Genomic DNA, 18855 nt, shown 5'->3' with positions numbered 1-18855 from the left:
GGCCCGTGGCTGATGTCAAAATCGAAAAAGTCTTCAAGCGGTACAGCAACTTGGAGGTCATGCACGGTGTCGGTGTCGATATCGACGATGGCGAGTTCGTAGTGCTCGTCGGGCCCTCGGGCTGCGGAAAGTCCACGCTGCTACGCATGATTGCCGGTCTCGAAGAGATCAGCGAGGGCACGATCAGGATCGGCGGCCGCATCGTCAACGACGTGCCGCCGAAGGACCGCGATATCGCCATGGTGTTCCAGTCATATGCGCTCTATCCGCACAAGACTGTTTTCGACAATATTGGGTTCCCGCTGAAGATGGCCAAGCGCCCCCAAGCGGAGATCAAGGAAAAGGTCCACAAGGCGGCCGATATTCTCGATCTGTCGAAGCTGCTTGACCGCTATCCGAAGCAACTTTCGGGCGGTCAGCGTCAGCGTGTCGCCATGGGCCGAGCCATCGTTCGCGATCCGCAGGTCTTTCTGTTTGACGAACCACTGTCGAACCTCGACGCGAAACTGCGCGTGACGATGCGTGTCGAGATCAAGGAACTGCATCAGCGGCTGAAGACCACGATCGTCTATGTGACTCATGATCAGATCGAGGCCATGACAATGGCAGACAAGATTGTCGTCATGCGCGATGGCCGGGTTGAACAAATCGGCGCCCCCCTCGATCTTTACGACCATCCTCGAAACGTTTTCGTCGCCGGCTTCATCGGGTCTCCGGCAATGAACTTCATTCACGGCACGATCAAGAACATAAGCGCGAGCAAACAGTTCGTGTCCGAAAGCGGGCTGACGCTTCCGATTCCACCGACGGATGCCGCGGACGGCCAGACGGTCACTCATGGCGTCCGGCCTGAACACATTTTGGTCGGCGCCGGCGGTATTCCGGTCAAAGTTGTCGTAACGGAACCGACCGGATCGGAGACGCAGATTTTTGCAAGGGCTGGTAAGGACATGATCGACGCCATCGTCAAGCAACGCATCTCTGCCGCCCCGGGCGAGGAGATCGGCTTCATCATCGATCCGGCTAACGTGCATTTGTTCGATCGCAAGACCGAACAGCGCATATGAGAGAACAAGTTTGCATGAGTAAGTCCGCGATCAGGGCGGTCATCTTCGATGTGGATGGCTGCCTGGTGGACAGCGAACCGCTTTCGCTCGAAGCGGTGGCGGCCGAAATACGCGCATCAGGACTGTCCGAGATGACTGCGGATCGTGTTCGGGAGAAATATCTCGGCATCTCTATTTCTACGATCTGCCGGGAAATCGGAGAGAGCTTGGGCCAGGCGTGTCCAGAAGGTTTCGCCGAGCGCGTGGAAGATCGTCTGTTCGAAGCTTACCAGACAGGGCTACGGCAAATCGACGGCGTACCGGGGCTGTTGGAAGCGCTGGATCGTGCCGGCATCGCTGTGGCGATTGCGACAAGCAGTTCGGTGCGGCGGCTGGAAAAGACGCTTGAGATGTCGGGCCTTGCTGCGCGTTTCGGTGGTAGGGGCTTTAGTTCCGATCAGGTAGAGCGGGGCAAACCCGCCCCCGATCTGTTCTTGCTCGCAGCTGAGAAGCTTGGCGTTCACCCGACCCAGTGCGCCGTGCTGGAGGATTCGCCGCACGGCATCAAAGGCGCCGTCGCGGCCGGCATGCGCCCTGTAGGTTTTGTCGGCGGAAGTCACCTGAAGGGGCGCGAGGAGGTTCAAACGGCAGTCTTGCGATGTGCCGGAGCGATTGAGGTGATCGACCACCTTTCTAAAGCACACCGAGCGCTCGCACCCTATCGGACTGCAAGTTGATCGAAGACGACGGGCGCGGCAATTCACGGCTGCTATGCGGACGATCTGCTGTTACGCGGGGTGGGTAAAAGCGAAGCTGTTCTCGTCATCGCGCGCGACCATAGCAACCTGGGGCTGACGTCAGCGACTACGTCATGGATGGCAGCGACGCAGCCTCACCAATCATCGGCCGCCTCGTCGACTGAGGACGTGCCAGAAAAATTTGCCTGCGGATGCAAGCATCGGCATCCTCTCTCGAATGCCGCTCCTCGGTCATTCCATTGGCTATTGCCGTTCACAAAAGCCGACATAGCTGGTTAGCCACTACTGGCGGCTTCGTGTCTGATCCAACCGCATGAATCAGCTTCAGAAACGGCCCGTTCGAGCACCTCGCAACTACTGCGCGCCGGGCGTCCATTCAGGCAGCGGCGCAAGGCTGCGGTTGAACTGCTTCCACCACATGGACTGATCTATCTCGCAGCAGGCGAGAAGCATGGCGTGCGCCTTCTCGAAAGCCTGGGTGGCGATATCGTCGAAGGTCATCTGCGCGTCATACGGAACCGACACCACCAGTTCCTGACCGGTTTGTGTGCCGTCTTCGTCGACCTGAAGATAAAGCCAGACCACGAAATGCGCGCCCTGGCCACTTGCGTCCGCGTTGCCGATCTTGATGCGGTCGATGCCTGCTGCGGTGACTTTCATGCCGAAGTTCCTTCATTTGGGGTTCATCACATTGGTTCCCGGAAGTCCGCAGCAGTTGGAAAGGTTCCGGAACCGCTATCTCTATGGTGAACTCTTGATAAAGAGCGGCCATGGGCTGCCGCGGGAGGCGAGCCGCTCGCGCTCTCACCTTCGCAAATCGATCGGAACTTCATGAAGTGCAGAAGCGACGACCGAACAGGGGCAGCCCGAGTCTCAACAATGAGGTTTTTGACCACAGGGGGCAGGCCAGCGCGGAATCTCTCAGCGTGCTCGCGGAAGCCGACATTCCGGTTGGTGTAGTAGAGGTCGGCTTCGCGCCGCCAAATCGGCGATAGGCGATCAGCTTTGCCGACTACTGGAAGCAGACGTCGTTCGACCAGAATGGCGGCCGTGCTGGCGGGATTGGCTGAGATTCACAACCAGAGACCATGGTTGTGCTTTATCGTGCCTTCATGCGAGGGGCGCGCCTATCCACTTGTTGCTTGCGAATCCCCTGCAGTCGGCCGAAGGCAGGTTGCCTGCCCGAAGTTGGGCGCTGCGGTCCGGGCAGGTCCACATCATCAACGGTGTCGATCCGAAGATCGCCAAGCTTCTTGGCCGCGCGCCGAATGTCGCGGTCAGGAATGTTAAGGGGCGGCCACTACCCGTTCGGCATGATGTGCGACACCGCACCCTTCAACAACAATGATCTGCGATTGGCATTGAAATACGCAATCAACCGCCAGGAGATCCTCGACAAGGTGTTGACAGGTTATGGATCGGTCGGAAACGACTTTCTCATCAACGTCGCCTATCCACTGTTCGACGCCTCTATACGACAGCGCGAATTCGATCTCGACAAGGCGAAGTTTCATTACACGAAATCCGGGCACGACGGCTCGCCCATCGTATTGCGTGGATCAGACGTGGCATGCTGGTTCACGACTTGACGGTGAAATTCCCAGCGTGGTGAGGCAGCCGCTCGCGATTGAGCGGCGTGGCTGTTCAGTGCCGAAAAGGGAAGGGGGCTACCGCCAAGACAGCGCGGTTGTCGAAATCGTTTGTTGAAACGGACTTTTTGGGTCGGCTGCCGCCGAAATCGCGGCCCTCGATCGTCCGCCCGGCTTTTGGAGCTCTATGTCTTTCGCGCCTGCGCACGAACGGCTTCCGGAAGGTCCGGCAACGCAGATGGACGGCAAGCTCTCGGTTCCGTTTGTAACCGATTGGGATTCCACCACCAATACCCTAAAAGCACCAAGCCCACCTTCTGTCCGATTGATGGATGACGTTGGTCGCGAGCGGTGCTAATGTTTTCGATACACATGGTCCGCTGAGCCTAGCAGCGCCCATGGAGTGCCGGTTGGGAGACTCCTCCTTCCTACGAGTTGCTGGTGCACCGACGCATTGGATCTATAGATCTCGGCAACTCGCCGGCGCTGGCGTACATCCTTGTAGGGCCGGCGACGCATCGATCGCAGATTTTAGGGGTGCAGCTGGGCAGGTCCTGCCTGTCTGAGAAAGACGAGCTTCCCGTCCAGTTGCGAGATGACGATACCATCGTTGTCGAGAGGGAGCACGTCGACCGGGCGGGTCAGACCGTCGAGAAGCACCTGCCTTTTTCCCGATGCCAGGTTCACACTGAGAAGCCTTCCGCTTTCGGAAGCCCATCCACGGGATTGATCGAAAGTGCCGTGCTCTAGGACCAGCATCTCTCCCGCCTTTTCGAAAACGACATCGATCGGAGCATTTAAGCCGACGGCCTCGATGCGGGCGACGCTTGTTTGGCCGGCCTGCGGCAGCGAGATGATTTGGCCACTGCCGGCAACGAAGGGAAACCCGCCAAACAGGGAGATGTAAAGCCGGACGCCATGCACGGCGAGGCCGGTTGGAACCGCGTCGAACTGGTATTTTTGCTTGTCGCCGAACTCGGTCGGCGACAAGGCCGTAAGGGACTGGCCGCTGGTGCTCAGCCGAGCGAAAGCGAAGAGTTGTGTCCGGCCGCTGCCGTCGAGCAAAAGGCGTTCGACGGAGTTTCGCGCGGCGTCTATGACGTAAAGCGTGTCACCGGACACGGCGAAGTCGTACGGGTTCCAGAAGTCGTTGCTGAGGACCTTCGTGACGGCGCCATCGTCGACCTCGAGCATCGCGTGGTCGTTGGGGCCTTCGTCATGGTTCGCCGGCGTCCAGCCCTGGGCGACGAGATAGCCGCTGCCATGGCGCTCGACCCGATACGGCCCGGTCGGGTCGCCCATGACATCGGTGCCATGCGGCAGGACGGGCCCGAAAGCGGTGAGACGGCCGTTCTGAGTTTGCCTGTAGAGGCGGCCGTCGGCGAGGTCCGTGACCAGAAGGGCATCGCCGTCGCGTGCGAGGCCGGCGAAGATCGCCCCCGGCTTTTGCACGGTTTCGACTTCGTATCCCGGCGCCGCCTTCGGCTCCGCCAACCCGTCCGTTGCGATCATCATGAGCGAAAGGGCGATCAATCCGATGAGCGCACGCATCGGAAGCCTCCATTGGCAGCGAATCGAAAATCCGGGTCGTAGGCAAGCCGGTAGGTCGTGCTCAGGCGAGTGGGGTCGCTGTTCCATGCGCCACCGCGAAGCACCCGATACTTTCCGACAATTTCGGGCGATGCTTGGCCGTTGTAGGGCACATAAAAGTCGCGGGTCCATTCCCACACATTGCCGACCAGGTTGAGCAGGCCCTCCCTGCTTGCCCCTAGCGGAAACGATCGGGCCGGCGCCGTAATGTCATCACCATCGCAACAGGCGTCGCGTCCATAATTGGCCCGTGCCGCGTCTACGGGCGCATCGCCCCAGGGAAAGCGCGCTCCCTGCGGCCCGCGTGCCGCGCGTTCATATTCCTGCTCGGATGGCAGCGTCAGGCCGTAATGGGCGCAAAACGCCTCGGCATCGGCAAAGCTGACGCCGACGACCGGGTGATCGGGCAGGCCCAGGACTGGATGCCGGTCGTAGAAGGCGGCCCGATGGCCCGTCGCCGCGACGAAGCGTCGGTATTGCACGTTGGTGATCTCGGTCTGGTTCATGGCGAAGGCCCGGCCTTTGACGATGTGCTCCGGCTGCTCGTTTTTATTGCCCGTGTCGTTGCCGAAGACGAACGGACCTCCGGGTATTTCGACAAGCGGGTTGTCCGCGATAACATCATCGTCGGCCGCGGCGGCTCCGGCCCATATGAGTGCCGCGACGGCCAGGAGCTTTCTAGAAATCGACACGTCCCTGACTCTGGCGATCAAACAGGAACACCTGTTCGGGCGCAAAGCGGACATTCACGATCTGATCGAAGTCGCCCACGAAGTTCTTGTCGGCGCGAATGGTGAGCAAGGTCGCTCCGGCGCGCACGGTGACCAGCGTGTTTTCGCCGGTCAGTTCGACCGAATAGATCGGGGCGGCGACATTGGCGTTTGCGCTCGCGGCGAGAAGGACGTGGATGTCCTCCGGGCGAGCGCCGAGCACAGCCCTTGCAACGCTCGCGCCCCCAAGGCCGTCGACCCTGATGCCGCCGGGGCTTGTGAAGACACCATCCTTCACCTCACCCTCGATAAGGTTCATCGGCGGCGAACCAATAAAGCCGGCGACGAAGAGGGTTCGCGGGTCGTTGTAGATCTCCCTCGGCGTGCCGAGCTGCTCGATCACGCCCTTGTTCATTACCGCCACCCTGTCAGCGAGTGTCATCGCCTCGATCTGGTCATGAGTGACGTAGATCGTCGTCACCTGAAGCTCGTGCTGGAGGTGCTTAAGTTCGGCCCGCATCTGGACCCGCAACTTGGCGTCGAGATTGGACAGCGGTTCGTCCATCAAGAAGACCTTTGGTGTGCGGATGATGGCGCGGGCCAGTGCGACGCGCTGGCGCTGCCCGCCAGAGAGCTGCTTCGGCAGCCGGTCGAGGAGGCCGTCGAGCTCGACCCGGCGTGCCACCTCAATGACCATCCGGCGCCGCTTGTCCTCCGGCACCTTCCGGATCTTCAAGGGGTAGCCGATGTTATCCGCGACACTGAGGTGGGGGTAGAGCGCGTAGGACTGGAAGACCATCGCGACGTCGCGATATTTCGGCAGCACGTCATTGACCCGGTCGCTGCCGATGAAGATCTCTCCGGCCGTAACCTCCTCGAGGCCGGCTACCATGCGCATGGTTGTGGTCTTGCCGCAGCCCGAAGGTCCGAGCAGGACGAGGAATTCCTTGTCACGCACCTCTAGATTGAGGTCGCTGACCGCGGTGAAGGTGCCGAACTTCTTGACCACGTCCTGGAAGACGACCGAGGCCATGGCTCACCCCTTGACCGCGCCGAACGAGATGCCGCGAACCAGGTGTTTCTGGACGACGAAGGCGAAGATCATGATCGGGATGCAGGCAGTGAAGCCGGCGGCGCTGATTTCGCCCCAATAGGTGTTGTACTGGGTGACGCGCCCGGCAATGCCGATCGGCAGCGTCTGCGATCGTTCGGTCAGGGTCAGGATGAGGGCGAGCAGGAACTCGTTCCACGAAATGATCAGGCAAAAGATGGCGGTGGCCGCCAGCCCGGGACGGGCGAGCGGCAAAGCGACATGCAGGAACGCGCCCCATCGCGTGTCGCCGTCGACCATCGCCGCCTCCTCGAGCTCGACCGGCAGGTCCTGGAAGTAGCTCTTCATCATCCAGGTAGCGAAAGGCAGGTTGAACGCCGTATAGGCGATGATCACCGCAGGTTTCGTGTTCAGCATGCCGAGATAGTTAAAGGCGATGTAGAGCGGGATGATCGTCACAATGGGCGGCATCATGCGCGTAGACAGGATCCAAAAGGAGATCTGGTAGCGCCATCTGCCCGGATACTGGAAACGGGCGAGCGCATAACCGGCCAGGGAGCCAAAGACGACCGAGACGAGCGTCGTCGAGACCGCGATGATCAGGCTGTTCAATGCATAGATCAGGAACGGCCGCTCGACGAAAGCAGCGTGGTAATGCTTCGATGTCGGATTAGCGGGGACCCATTGCGGCGGTATCGAGAAGATGTCGATGTCGTATTTGAACGAGTTGGCCGCGATCCAGTAGACCGGGAAGAGGGTGACCACGAGCGCTACGGCGATCGTCGCATAGGCGGCGATGCGTTGGATTCCGATGCGCTTTCGGCGGTGCGCCATAGGTCCTCTAGTCGGCAAGCCGCATGCGCTTGATGAACCAGGTGCTGAACGCGACGGTCGTGAACAGCACGAAAAGCGAGATGGCGGCTGCATAGCTGGGGTCGGCGAAGCGGTACGCCACTTGGTAAATGTAGAGACTGAGCGTCTTGGTCCGGTCAGCGGGGCCGCCGCCGGTCAAGATGAAGACGAGGTCGAAGAGCCGCAGCGCGTCCATGATGCGCAACAGCAGCGCGATGGCGATGACCGGCTTCAAGAACGGCAGCGTCAGATCCCAGAACTGTCGCCAGGCGGAGGCGCCGTCAATCGCCGCTGCCTCGTAGGGCTCGTCCGGCAGGCTGGCTAACCCGGCAAGCATCAGTAGGAACATGAACGGCGTCCATTGCCAGACGTCGGCGACGATCACTGAGAACATGGCGAGCCTGACGTCGCCGGCCCAGGCCTGGAGAGGCAGGCCGAGCCGGAACATTATCTCATTGAGCACGCCAAATTGCGGCTCATAGATGAGCTTCCAGGTGATCGCGACCGCAACCGGCGGCAGCATCATCGGCAACATCAGAATCGTTTTCAGGAAATTCAGGCGCCGGACATATCGGTCGAGCAGCAAGGCGAGGCCGAGGCCGAGAAGGAACTCGGTGCCGACAGCGAAGACGGTAAACACTAGTGTGTTCCACAAGCCGACATGAAACTGCTCGTCGGTGAGAAGCCGCAGAAAATTGTCAGCACCGGCAAATTGCCAGGGCAGGTCGGGATTCGGGCTGATCCGTGTTGCTGCCGCAACGATCATGTAGATCGACGGGAATATCGTGAGCGTCAGGAGCACAAGCATGGCTGGCGCAAGCATCAGTACCCGGAGGTGGAGCTCAAACCACCGCTCGAACGAATTTCCGAACTTCGCACCGACAGAAACGGTCATCGGAAGTTCTATCCGTCATATTCGCCGATCATAGCATGGCGAACCCGAGAGCCAAAGCCGGCGCGGATGCGCTTGTGCTTACCCTGAGGCTGATCCGGCAAAATGGAGCGGCATCACCGATGTCGCTCCACCCAAATCACAATGCGGCAGCTACTTGATGCCGGTTATCTCTTCGACCGCCGCTTGGGACTTCTTCAGCGCCTCCTCCGGCGCTTCGGTGCCAGCTACGGCTTTGGAAAGTTCGATCCCGAATGCGTTCTCGATCTCGGGCCATTTCGGATGACGCGGACGCGGCGTCGAGGCTTCGATCGCTTGCATGAGCACTGGATAATGCCGAAATTTTTCCTGTTTGGTCAGGCTGGCATCGGTGAAGATCGACTTGCGCACCGGCGGGTTGCCGCGCTGGGCCGAGATTTTCATCTGTTCCGGCGAGGTTGCCCACAGCATGAAGTCGAAAGCCTCCTGCTTGTTCTTGGCCGCGGCCATGATGCCCATCGTCCAGTGGCCTATTTCCGAGCTGCCCGGTTTGGTGCCGGCCGGAATCGGCGAGTAGGAGATCTTGCCGACCATCTTCGACTGGCTGGGGTCTTCGAAAGTCGCGACCCAGTTCGGCCAGTTGATCGAGGAGGCTGCGGTGCCCGCCGCGAGAGCTTGGCCGACCTCGTTGGCGTTGTAGCTCTCGACACCCTTCGGGGAGACGTCACGCAGCGCCATGAAGGTCTTCATCGCCGCGGCGCCTTCGGGCGTGTCGATCGTCACTTTTGTCCGGTCACCGTTGAACATGTCGCCGCCATAGGACCAGAAGATCGGCATGAAGTCGGCTACGACAGGGTTGCCCTGGCCGCCCCGGAATACGTAGCCGAAATAGCGGCCACCGCCTTTTTCGGAGAGTGCCTTGGCAGCCTTGAGCACGTCGTCCCAGGTCTTTGGTGTCGCGACGCCTGCTTCCTTGAACTTGGCGGCGTCATAGAAGAACATCTGCGCGTTTCCGACATAGGGCAGGCATACATAGGGGCCCTTGTTGTAGGGGTTGCGGCAGACCGCCAGAGACTTTGACAGGAAATCGTTGTCCGGACCTTCGAGCCCGGCCTTCTTGAAATATGGGGTCAGGTCCTCCAAGTGTCCGTTCTCAGCGAAGAACGGAATCCAAGGATCATCCATCAGTACGATGTCGAAGGCGCCCGATTTGGTCTGGCCGGCATTGGCACCCTGTTCAAAAACGTTGCTATAGGGCGCCTGAACGATCTCGACTTTGGTGCCCTTCAGCTTTGCATAGTCGGCGGCAGCGGCTCTCAGGCCGTCGCCCTCGCTTCCCGAGGGAACGAGCACAGTTATGTCGGCCAATGCGTGCGTCGCTATTAGCGACGACAGCGCGAGGACTGCGGAGAAAAGAAATTTTCTGACCATCGTATTCCTCCCTTTTCCGCTCCAGCCTGTCGGCGGGGCCGATGACAGAACCGCTCGCACGCGTTTGACCGCTCACGAAGCGCAGGAGCGCTCCGTCGCAGTCGGCAACGTCTGAAGGGGAATGCGAACGGCGCAGGGGGCCACTTGGACCGCCAAAGCATCAATACTGCAGGGCAACTGGTGGGTCGTCACAACCCACATCTCCCGCAGGTGCACCGAGGTGCGCTACGCCTCATTTTAACAGCTTGGCTGCTTCAATTGAAGGGGATGCGGGCTCTACGGTGTGACGATTGCGTCCCGGTCGGGTCAGCACGAGATTGTCGGTCCCCGCGGTGGCGGCACTAGCCAGGAGAGCACCGTTGTTCGCAACGAACCGCTTCCTGTCCGCGCCGAAGACGTATCGTTCGCGCTGATGGCCGTGCTTGAACGCCTCTTCCCGCTGGAGCGCGTCGTGTTCGTGTTGTGCAACGCGTTCGATCTCACCTTCGACGAGATAGCCTCAGTGGACGACCTGGAGGACCGCAGCCTGACTTTCAAAAAAGACAGTTTTTGATTTCTGGAATTGGTTAAAGGATCGGGGAAAAATCTGAATGGGAGGCACGCGAGTGCGCTAGGTTCCGTTTCCGCCAGCGATTGTAGGCGCCGCCCCGCCTTCAGCGTTTGGTTGCGTAGGGGAAGAAATTCATGGTGCAGCGCACAAAAATATTGCTATTGGGTTGTGTCGGTTTCATAAATGAACGAGGCGTTTTTGGGGGTGTCCGCTGAAGGATGGAAACTATGTCCACCGCTGAAAAAACCCCTGACACCATTGAAGGCACCGCCTTGCCGACCTTCGATCCGTCCAAGGCTGCGGCCGAGTTCCGCGCTGCCGCTGAAAAGGGCGTCGAACAGTCAAAAGAAGTTCTTGCCAAATTCAAGGCGGGCTCTGAAGACGCCCAGAAGGCTCTCAAGTCGAGTTTCGAAACCGCCAAAGCCGTTGGCAGCGATCTGTCGTTGAAGACAATTGCCGTTCTGCGCGCCAATACTGAGGCCGCCTTCTCGCACTTTGAAGCCCTGGTTGCCGTTAAGTCGCCTTCCGAATTCGTTGAACTGCAGACCGCCTTCGTGCGCAAGCAGGTTGAAGCGGCCGTCGAGCAGGCCAAGGAACTCCAGGCCGTCGCGACCAAAGCCGTCGAGGACGTATCCAAACCGATCAAGTCCGCCTTCGAGAAGGCGGTCAAGGAACTCAAAGTCGCCTAGCTTTACGTCGGGCGAGAGGCGGTCCAGCTTGGCCAGTACCGGACATTTCTGCCGGCGCGCTGTGGCCGGTTGAGGTCTTCAATCGAGAGCGTGGGCGAAGCCCGACGGATTTCGACTATCCGCCGGGCGAGCAGCCCTTCAGTGGTGGTGGGCGGAAACGCTCTTGACGTATTCGGACACAAGTTCCCTCGGCGCCGACTGACCGACGTCGCCGACACTGAGGATGCCGACCATCCGCATACTCTTGTTAATCACTGGCAACCGGCGGATTTTCAGTTCCTCCATGTGCCGCATGGCCTTGGCCAGATCGTCGTCTTCGCGGCAGCAGTGAATGCCGGTGGTCATGACATCGCGCGCCGTCGCGGTGCGGCTGTCGAAACCATCCTCCGCCAGTCCTTTGCAGACAATGTCGCGGTCGGTCACCATTCCGATCAGCCGGTCGTTCTCTCCGATGGGAATCGAACCGATGTCCTCTGCTCGCATCAATTTCGCAAGTTCGGTGACGGCGGTTTCGGGGCTGACCCAGTCGACACCCTTGTGCATTGCGTCTTTGACTTTCATGGCGGACCTCCCTTTCTGAGGTTGGTGCATGTCCCTCTGTCTCATGTTACCGCGGACTGGATTTTCTGGAAACATGATGAGGTGCGCCGACACTGAACTGCTGGAGCATCGACGAGTACGTTGAGTGCGTACCGATCGCCTTCTCTTCAGACGGTCCAGCGGCTATTTCCTTGGGCCCCCCGACGCCATGCCTCGGGTTAGAAAAGTTCCTCACATTCGACACCTGCCAGTGACCGGCCCGAGCGGTGCGGACGCGGCGTTGGTTCAGCGCCATGGCGATGCTTCGAAGGCTTATGATACCGAATCCCCGGATGGACGGGATAACCGGCCGAATGGCTTCGGCGAAGCGGCGGGTTCACGGATGGAGACGGGGCGCCCACGTGTAGCCGCTTTGTCTCGCACAGTCTGGCGCTCAGGTCGTTAGCGGATGGTACATACTTAAGTCATTCTCCGAACGACCCAGAGCGAGCGGCCCGCATGAGCGGTCCCGGACAACAGTCGAAGGCGAGGATCATCTTTGAGCAGCTCAGCCTCGTCCACATCAAGAAGCAGAACCTGCTGATCGGTCTCGTTGGCGTTCGGCGTAATCCACCAGCGCCGATCCTCGCAGCAAAGCCCGGCCTCCGGATGTTCCTGGAGGTATTCAATCGCATATTCGGCATCCACCTTTCTCGGTACTGCATCCACGGACATTTGCTCTTTCCTCCGCCGTCGGCGATCGCTTTGGGACTATACCTGATGATGGAGTCTGTTGCAGTGAGAACCTATCACGTCCGGCGGACGGAAGGATCGGCCGCGCTATCAGCTGCTGCCCGCGAGATGCAGCTGGTCGAGATAGCGCGCGCCTTGCTCATCGATGCGCCGGTCCTCGTCTTGGATGAGCCGACAGCCTCACTGTCGGATTCGGAGGCGGCAAGGCTCCTCGACATCATGGTCAGGCTTCGCGACAGCGTGGCGAGCGGCAGGGACCGCGCCAGCGCCAGCGCCAGATAGACTGCATCGTAGGCGCTCAGCCCATGCGCCTCGGCGAGCGCAATGACGATCGACGCGCGCCTCTACGAAGCCCTCGACGCGCTGGATTCGGTGTTGCCCTTTGATCGCCGCGACTTTTTGGCCGAGCTCCTCACCGACGAGTTCTCCCCAAGACCTTCCTTGGCGAGGTGCCGAAGTGTGGCGACATCGTTGCGCGCGCGCGTCCGACCTCGGCTATCTCGAAGCGTGGTCTCTCGCGGCGACCGGAAACCCCCTGCCCTGGCCGGCGCCGGAGGCGCTGCTGATCAAGTTTGTCGCCCACCACCTTTGGGATCCCGCCAAGCGCGAGACCGATCCGACGCACGGCATGCCCGAAGAGGTGGCAGCCCAGCTGCGCATCGAGGGTCTCTTGCGTAGCGAGGGCCCGCACGCGCCGGCCACCGTGCGCCGGCGGCTCTCCAGCTGGTCGACGCTGACGAAATGGCGGGGGCTCAAGGGAAGATTCAACGCGCCGGGGCTCCAGAGCGCCATCAAGCTCGCAGTGCGCGCCAGCGCGCGGCCGCAAGAGCCGCAAGGCAGTGACCGCCGACGTTCTCGTCACCCTGCTGAAGGCCTGCGCGGGCGATCGTCTTGTCGACGTCCGCGACCGCGCCCTGCTGCTCACCGCCTTTGCCTCCGGCGGCCGCCGCCGCAGCGAGGTCGCCAGCCTCCGTGTCGAGCAGCTCAGGGACAAAGATCCGGTCCAGGTCGAACCGAAGGATCCGGACAGCGAGAAACTGCCGTGCCTGTCGATCCACCTCGGCCGCACCAAGACGACCCAAGCCGATACCGACGCCTTTGTGCTGCTCATCGGTCGGCCGGTTTCGGCCTTAAAAGACTGGCTCGCGCGGGCCGGGATCGCCGACGGCGCCGTCTTCCGCGGTATCGACCGCTGGGGCAATCTCGAGCCGCGCGCCCTCACCCCCAGGCGTCAACCTCATCCTGAAACGCCGCGCCGCCCCGCAGGCCTCGATGCGCAGCTGTTTTCCGCGCACGGCCTGCGCGCCGGCTACCTCACCGAAACCGCTCACCGAGGCATCCCCCTCGTCGAAGCCATGCAGCCGTCGCTGCACCGATCCGTCCAGCAGGCTTCGCGCTACTGCAACGACGCGGAACGGCAGCTGGGACGCGCGTCAAGGCTGATTGTCTGATGCTTCCCCAGCCGTTCTCTCGGGAACATTGCTGCCCGCACAAAGACGGCCCCTGTGCATTATTTAAGACACCGATTCACGGTAGCGGCTTGGCAGCAAGCGCCCACTCTTCCTCCTTCCAAAGGCCGATCAAGTTCAAGGACCCGACGCCTCGTCCCGGCTCGGGATCTGTTTCTATGGGACCGAGCGTCACCGTCCTGCTTCCTTGATCCCTTGCCTTCCCTTACAATCTCTTCCGGACACAGAGGAGTTCCGCCATGAGCGAAGACGCCTTCAACATGTCGATCCGCAAGTTCCTGAAGGAAGTCGGCGTCACCTCCCAGCGCAAGATCGAGGAGATGGTGCGTGAAGGGCAAATCGGCGGCGAGAAGAAGTTGAACGTCCGCATGACGTTGACGGCGGAAGGCACTGGCCTCAACCACGTGGTGGACGGCGAGATCGAACTTCCATAAGCCGGGCGAAGCGACCTAGACTAAGGTTAAGGGATAGACGTCTGGAATCGGAATGTGATTCAAGATCCGGATGTTGATTCGACCCGATATTGTGGATCACTGGTCGGAGGTGCAGATGCACCTGCCGGCTGGGTTTGAACTCGCTGCGCTTGTCGCATCCGGACGGCCCGCATTCGACCTCTTCGCGGCGCTTGCTGCCCAGACTGAGCAGGAAGGCGAGGTCAGCGTTCGTATCGACGAAGGCACCGGTGAGCGGCTGATCCTGCGACTGGTCATTCGGCGCGAGAGCCCTGAGCAAGCGCAAGCTGAGCAGGAGCGCCTGCTCAAGGCGGCCAAGAAGCGTGGCAAAAAAACCGACCCTCGCAGCCTGGAGGCCGCCAAGTACATCCTGCTGCTGACGTCGCTGCCGTCTAACATCTTCCCGCCTGTCGATGTGCTCGCGCTCTACCGCTTCCGCTGGCAGCTTGAACTCGCCTTCAAGCGCATGAAAAGCCTCACCGGCCTCGAAGATTGGCGGCCAAGAAGCCGGAACTCGCTCGCGCCTGGATCTACGCCAGGCTTATCATCTTCCTGATCGCCGAACGCAGCGCCCGGCAAGTCCCGGACTCTTCCCCCTCTGGGCGCCAGCCGAACAGCGGCCAGCCCCTCGCGATGGCGCCTCGTCAAGCTGGCTCTGGCAAGCCTGCTCGCCGCCGTCCGAGGTCCATCGCCATGGCAACTCCTTTGCGCCGCACTCACCCGCATCTACCGGCATCTCCGTGAGCACCACGCAAGCGAACCAAACAGTCGGACCGGTTGATGATATGCTTAACCTTAGACTAGCGAAAACGAGGCCGCTCGGCCTGTTGCGGACTGCGCGCCGGTCCCTATCGGTGGACCCGCAATCCCATGTATCTCGGCATGGCGCTTATCTATGCCGGCCTTGCGATCGGCTTCGACGGGCCGATCGCCTTCGCCTTGCTCCCGTTGGTGCTGATCGCGATCCAGACGCAGGTGATCGCCCGCGAGGAGCGCTATCTCGAAGCGAAGTTCGGCGACGACCACCGCCGCTACAAGGCCGAGGTTCGCCGCTGGCTCTGACTATTCCGCCGCTGCCGCCTGCGAGGCCTTCTGATAAACCAGCACCGGCTTCCTTGCCGCGACCCCTCCGGGAAGAAGTTCAGCAAGTGGAGGGCGCGACATTGCACCTTGAACCGTGCTGTCGCGCCCTCGGAGCGGGTGGGTCTTGAGGTGTCCAGTTTATGCTGCCGGGAGTGTCCAGTTTGCACTGACAGCGGTATCCGTTCACCTACAGACGGAGAGGCATGGCGCTTGGATGACGCTGGCGCGGCGGGTCGCGTTGTGGCGCGCGCTGTGGTATGAAAGTTAGCGACGGTACTTTCTTCGTTCGCTGTGAAACCCACTTGAGTTGCCCAAAGTGGGTCCGGAAAGGCGATCGACTTCGATAGATACCGAAACCGCACCAAAAATTTTCGTGTTATTTTTCCCTTTGAAATCAAGACTGTAACGTTTTGACGGCCCATGGGTCGGCTTCTTGCGCGGCAACGAATAAAAAACCTAGTTATATCAATGGCCTAACTAGATTTAGAACAATCGAGTGGGAGTAGGGAAAACGGCGGCAATAGCGTAGTTTCGGCGGCGATTTTCGCCGCTGCATAATTGGCTTCATGCAACTGTCAGACTTCCGCTGAACTGACATTCTTTTCTCCGATCTCGCAAGCCTGATCTGTGCGCACATCCCAGGTCAAGTAAAGTGCCTTCGAAGGGAGGAGAGGGCTTTAGCGTAGAATGGCGTGCACAAAGGCGAAGTCTGCTTCGCGCCGCAAGTCGGCCTTCTAATGCATGTCGCGCAAAAGTGCGCAGCGGTTTTGCGAAAACGACATGCATAAAAACAAAGACCTAAAGCGCGTCGCCTGAATCCGTTTCAGCGCGACGCGCTTTAGGCGGCTGGTCCACCTCTTTGTCGATCGGAGGCTGCCCATACCTTCATCGCCTAGCCCTCTTCACGGCAAGACATGAGGGCCGGTGGCGCCCGGGCGCCGCGCCTTCTCGTCAATTATCCTGCGTTGTATCTCCAGCTGAAAATATTTACTGTTGGTAAAATGAATCAGCAAACGGCAGTGAACATGGCGACGGCTAAGGCGGGTAAAATGCAGGCGGTAAAGGCGGAGAAGAAGGGCAGCAAGGTGCTGACTCCGGTCAAAATGGCAGGACCGGTAATCGTCAGCCCGCCGCCACCGGCGCGCGGCAAGCCTCTCAGTCAGGATCCCCACGCTGTCCGCGACACTCGCGAAAATGTGCTCGAGGTTGCGATCGGCCACGAGGTTCGCTCCTTTCGCAAGAAACTGGGCATCACCGTTGCCGATCTCGCCGTCACCACGGGCCTTTCGGTCGGCATGCTGTCCAAGATCGAGAACGGCATCACCTCGCCATCATTGACCACGCTGCAGGCACTATCGCGCGCGCTAGGCGTGCCGGTGACTGCATTTTTTCGCGGTTTTGAGGAAGAGCGGAAGGCCGTCTTCGTCAAGGCGGGATCGGGCGTGGACGTCGAACGACGCGGCACGCGTGCCGGACACCAGTATACGTTGCTGGGCCATATCGGTTCGGATTCGAGCGGAGTTGTCGTCGAACCCTATCTCATCTCGCTGACAGAAGACTCCGATGTCTTCCCGACCTTCCAGCATGACGGCATGGAATTCCTCTACATGCTGGAAGGCGAGGTCGTGTATCGCCATGGCAGCAATCTTTACCGGATGACGCCAGGTGATAGTTTGTTTTTCGACGCCGACGCCCCGCACGGCCCCGAAGAATTAACGCATTTGCCGATGCGATATTTGTCAATCATCTCTTATCCCCACGGGCGCGGAAACGGCTGACGTAATCCGCCGTTCATTCCAACACTGGCCATTTATGAACGCGCGGGCTGCGCAGGCGCCGTCGCGTGTCCAGCTTCGCGCGTCAAACCTACGCGCCGTCATCTGCCGCTCTTTGAGTTGCCCTGCGGCAGACGTCACGGATCTCCGCCAGACCGGTGACTTTCAACGCGAGGGTCCGGATCTTAACCGGTTCCTACGAGTCCGTGTTTTTCTAGAGGAAAAAAAAATTCATGACAGTTGAATTGCGATAGGAGACCTGCTAGCCTCCATGTCAACTAACAACCACTGGAGGTGACGGGATGTGTGGGATCGTTGGACTGTTCCTGAAAGACAAATCGCTTGAACCGAAGTTAGGCGCGCTGCTGTCGGAAATGCTGGTGTCGTTGACCGACAGGGGGCCGGACAGCGCCGGCATAGCTATCTATGACAGTGGCGCCGCCGGGCACGGCAAGATCACCATCCAGTCATCAACCCCCAAGGCTGATTTCGAAGGGCTCGAAGCCGAACTCACCAGGAAGATCGGGGCCAAGGTCTCGTCGATCGTGAAGTCGACCCATGCCGTCCTCGATGTCCCTGCCGACAAGCTCGAGGAAGCCCGCGCTGCGATCGCCGAGCTACGCCCAAACGTGCGCCTCATGGGCGTCGGCGAGGCAATCGAGATCTACAAGGAAGTCGGCCTGCCTGCCGACGTTGTCAAGCGGTTCGATTTGGCCAAGATGAGTGGCAGCCACGGCATCGGTCATACGCGCATGGCGACCGAGTCCGCAGTCACCACGCTGGGCGCGCATCCCTTCTCGACCGGCCCGGACCAGTGCTTGGTGCATAACGGCTCGCTCTCGAACCATAACAATCTTCGCCGCGAGCTGATCCGCGACGGAATGCGCTTCGAGACCGAAAACGACACCGAAGTCGCGGCTGCCTACCTGTCGTCCAAGATCGCTCACGGGCAGAATCTCGGCGAGGCGCTGCAGAGTAGCCTCGACGACCTCGACGGCTTCTTCACTTTCGTCGTCGGCACCAAGAACGGCTTCGGCGTGGTGCGCGATCCGATCGCCTGCAAGCCGGCCGTGATGGCCGAAACCGACCAGTACGTTGCCTTCGGTTCGGAATATCGCGCGCTGGCCAAGCTGCCTGGCATTGAGGAAGCCACGGTTTGGGAACCGGAGCCGTCCACCGTCTATTTCTGGGAGCACTGAGGATCATGAATATTTCGAATGTTGCCACGGCGCCATCGCGTGAAGTGAGCTTTGCGCGGCGTGTCTTCGACCTAGGCGAAAATTCGCTGCGCGAGCTGAACCAGGCGCTGCACAAGCTCACCCCCGGCTCCAACGAGACCGCCTGGGAAGTGCTCCATCCCAGGGGCAGCCATTCCGTCGCCGTCGGCGTCGACCAGCCGGTCAGCATCGATGTGCGCGGCAGCGTCGGCTACTACTGCGCCGGCATGAATGATGGCGCCGCGATAACGGTGCATGGCTCTGCCGGACCAGGCGTCGGCGAGAACATGATGTCGGGCTCGATCGTGGTCAAAGGGGACGCCAGCCAGTATGCCGGCGCCACCGGCCGCGGCGGCCTTTTGGTCATCGAGGGCAACGCCTCCTCGCGCTGCGGCATCTCGATGAAGGGCATCGACATCGTCGTGCGCGGCAATATCGGCCATATGTCGG

Annotated in this window: 17 protein-coding genes and 4 pseudogenes; 13 read left to right on the top strand and 8 right to left on the bottom strand. The window is 60.4% G+C overall.

Annotated features, from left to right (window positions below; translation table 11 throughout):
* Positions 1 to 5: 5 nt before the first annotated feature.
* Together RFM40_RS20225 and RFM40_RS20220 are read left to right on the top strand one after the other, a co-directional pair.
* Positions 6 to 1067, top strand: coding sequence for an ABC transporter ATP-binding protein (locus RFM40_RS20225; RefSeq protein ID WP_320278104.1), 1062 nt, complete (start codon positions 6 to 8; stop codon positions 1065 to 1067).
* A 14-nt stretch (positions 1068 to 1081) separates the two neighbouring features.
* A complete protein-coding gene (locus tag RFM40_RS20220) occupies positions 1082 to 1783 on the top strand; it encodes an HAD family hydrolase (RefSeq protein ID WP_320227078.1) in 702 nt (233 codons plus the stop codon).
* A 375-nt stretch (positions 1784 to 2158) separates the two neighbouring features.
* On the opposite strand, the gene RFM40_RS20215 is transcribed toward RFM40_RS20220, so the two are convergent.
* Positions 2159 to 2464, bottom strand: coding sequence for a hypothetical protein (locus tag RFM40_RS20215; RefSeq protein ID WP_320227079.1), 306 nt, complete (start codon positions 2462 to 2464; stop codon positions 2159 to 2161).
* A 520-nt stretch (positions 2465 to 2984) separates the two neighbouring features.
* On the opposite strand from RFM40_RS20215, the pseudogene RFM40_RS20210 reads away from it, so the two are divergent.
* Positions 2985 to 3375 (top strand): annotated as a pseudogene (locus RFM40_RS20210) (ABC transporter substrate-binding protein); the annotation flags it as partial.
* A gap of 549 nt (positions 3376 to 3924) precedes the next feature.
* Here the strand turns inward: RFM40_RS20210 and RFM40_RS20205 are convergent.
* From RFM40_RS20205 to RFM40_RS20180, 6 genes are all read right to left on the bottom strand, one after another.
* Positions 3925 to 4944, bottom strand: a complete 1020-nt coding sequence (locus RFM40_RS20205; RefSeq protein WP_320227080.1) for a ScyD/ScyE family protein — start codon at positions 4942 to 4944, stop codon at positions 3925 to 3927.
* Positions 4923 to 5696, bottom strand: coding sequence for a formylglycine-generating enzyme family protein (locus RFM40_RS20200; protein WP_320278103.1), 774 nt, complete (start codon positions 5694 to 5696; stop codon positions 4923 to 4925). Before RFM40_RS20200 ends, RFM40_RS20205 begins: the two co-directional genes overlap by 22 nt.
* Positions 5662 to 6726 carry an ABC transporter ATP-binding protein gene (locus RFM40_RS20195; protein WP_320227082.1) on the bottom strand — a complete coding sequence of 355 codons (1065 nt, stop codon included), beginning with the start codon at positions 6724 to 6726 and terminating at the stop codon, positions 5662 to 5664. Before RFM40_RS20195 ends, RFM40_RS20200 begins: the two co-directional genes overlap by 35 nt.
* 3 nt (positions 6727 to 6729) lie before the next feature.
* The gene (locus RFM40_RS20190; RefSeq protein WP_320227083.1) at positions 6730 to 7578 is read right to left on the bottom strand and encodes a carbohydrate ABC transporter permease; all 849 of its coding nucleotides are present in this window, start codon (positions 7576 to 7578) and stop codon (positions 6730 to 6732) included.
* Positions 7579 to 7585: 7 nt separating this feature from the next.
* Positions 7586 to 8404 (bottom strand): carbohydrate ABC transporter permease, encoded by an 819-nt coding sequence (locus RFM40_RS20185; RefSeq protein WP_430691713.1) that lies wholly within the window; start codon positions 8402 to 8404, stop codon positions 7586 to 7588.
* 237 nt (positions 8405 to 8641) lie between these two features.
* Positions 8642 to 9898, bottom strand: coding sequence for an ABC transporter substrate-binding protein (locus tag RFM40_RS20180; RefSeq protein ID WP_320227085.1), 1257 nt, complete (start codon positions 9896 to 9898; stop codon positions 8642 to 8644).
* A gap of 283 nt (positions 9899 to 10181) precedes the next feature.
* Between RFM40_RS20180 and RFM40_RS20175 the strand changes: the two genes are divergently transcribed.
* Together RFM40_RS20175 and RFM40_RS20170 are read left to right on the top strand one after the other, a co-directional pair.
* A complete protein-coding gene (locus RFM40_RS20175; protein ID WP_320227086.1) occupies positions 10182 to 10451 on the top strand; it encodes a hypothetical protein in 270 nt (89 codons plus the stop codon).
* 215 nt (positions 10452 to 10666) lie between these two features.
* Positions 10667 to 11137 (top strand): phasin, encoded by a 471-nt coding sequence (locus tag RFM40_RS20170; protein WP_320227087.1) that lies wholly within the window; start codon positions 10667 to 10669, stop codon positions 11135 to 11137.
* A gap of 138 nt (positions 11138 to 11275) precedes the next feature.
* Here the strand turns inward: RFM40_RS20170 and RFM40_RS20165 are convergent, their stop codons facing one another.
* A complete protein-coding gene (locus RFM40_RS20165) occupies positions 11276 to 11698 on the bottom strand; it encodes a CBS domain-containing protein (RefSeq protein ID WP_125007292.1) in 423 nt (140 codons plus the stop codon).
* A 477-nt stretch (positions 11699 to 12175) separates the two neighbouring features.
* Between RFM40_RS20165 and RFM40_RS20160 the strand changes: the two genes are divergently transcribed.
* From RFM40_RS20160 to RFM40_RS20125, 8 genes and pseudogenes are all read left to right on the top strand, one after another.
* Positions 12176 to 12691, top strand: a complete 516-nt coding sequence (locus RFM40_RS20160) for a hypothetical protein (protein WP_320278102.1) — start codon at positions 12176 to 12178, stop codon at positions 12689 to 12691.
* A gap of 42 nt (positions 12692 to 12733) precedes the next feature.
* Positions 12734 to 13860 (top strand): annotated as a pseudogene (locus RFM40_RS20155) (site-specific integrase).
* 257 nt (positions 13861 to 14117) lie between these two features.
* Positions 14118 to 14312 carry a DUF6494 family protein gene (locus tag RFM40_RS20150; RefSeq protein ID WP_127241541.1) on the top strand — a complete coding sequence of 65 codons (195 nt, stop codon included), beginning with the start codon at positions 14118 to 14120 and terminating at the stop codon, positions 14310 to 14312.
* A gap of 73 nt (positions 14313 to 14385) precedes the next feature.
* Complete coding sequence (locus RFM40_RS20145; protein ID WP_320278101.1) at positions 14386 to 14886, top strand: transposase; 501 nt, start codon at positions 14386 to 14388, stop codon at positions 14884 to 14886.
* Positions 14887 to 15173: 287 nt separating this feature from the next.
* Positions 15174 to 15392, top strand: a pseudogene (locus tag RFM40_RS20140) (methyltransferase family protein); the annotation flags it as partial.
* A gap of 1124 nt (positions 15393 to 16516) precedes the next feature.
* Positions 16517 to 17191: a helix-turn-helix domain-containing protein gene (locus RFM40_RS20135; protein ID WP_320227106.1), complete on the top strand. Its 675-nt coding sequence runs from the start codon at positions 16517 to 16519 to the stop codon at positions 17189 to 17191.
* A gap of 299 nt (positions 17192 to 17490) precedes the next feature.
* The gene (locus tag RFM40_RS20130) at positions 17491 to 18387 is read left to right on the top strand and encodes a class II glutamine amidotransferase (RefSeq protein WP_320227092.1); all 897 of its coding nucleotides are present in this window, start codon (positions 17491 to 17493) and stop codon (positions 18385 to 18387) included.
* Between the two features lie 5 nt (positions 18388 to 18392).
* A pseudogene (locus RFM40_RS20125) lies at positions 18393 to 18855 on the top strand (protein GlxC); the annotation flags it as partial.

This window comes from Mesorhizobium captivum, assembly GCF_033977165.1.
Taxonomy (GTDB): Bacteria; Pseudomonadota; Alphaproteobacteria; order Rhizobiales; family Rhizobiaceae; genus Mesorhizobium; species Mesorhizobium captivum.
Note: the sequence above shows the minus strand (reverse complement) of the source record. Positions and strands in the feature narration are given on the sequence as shown.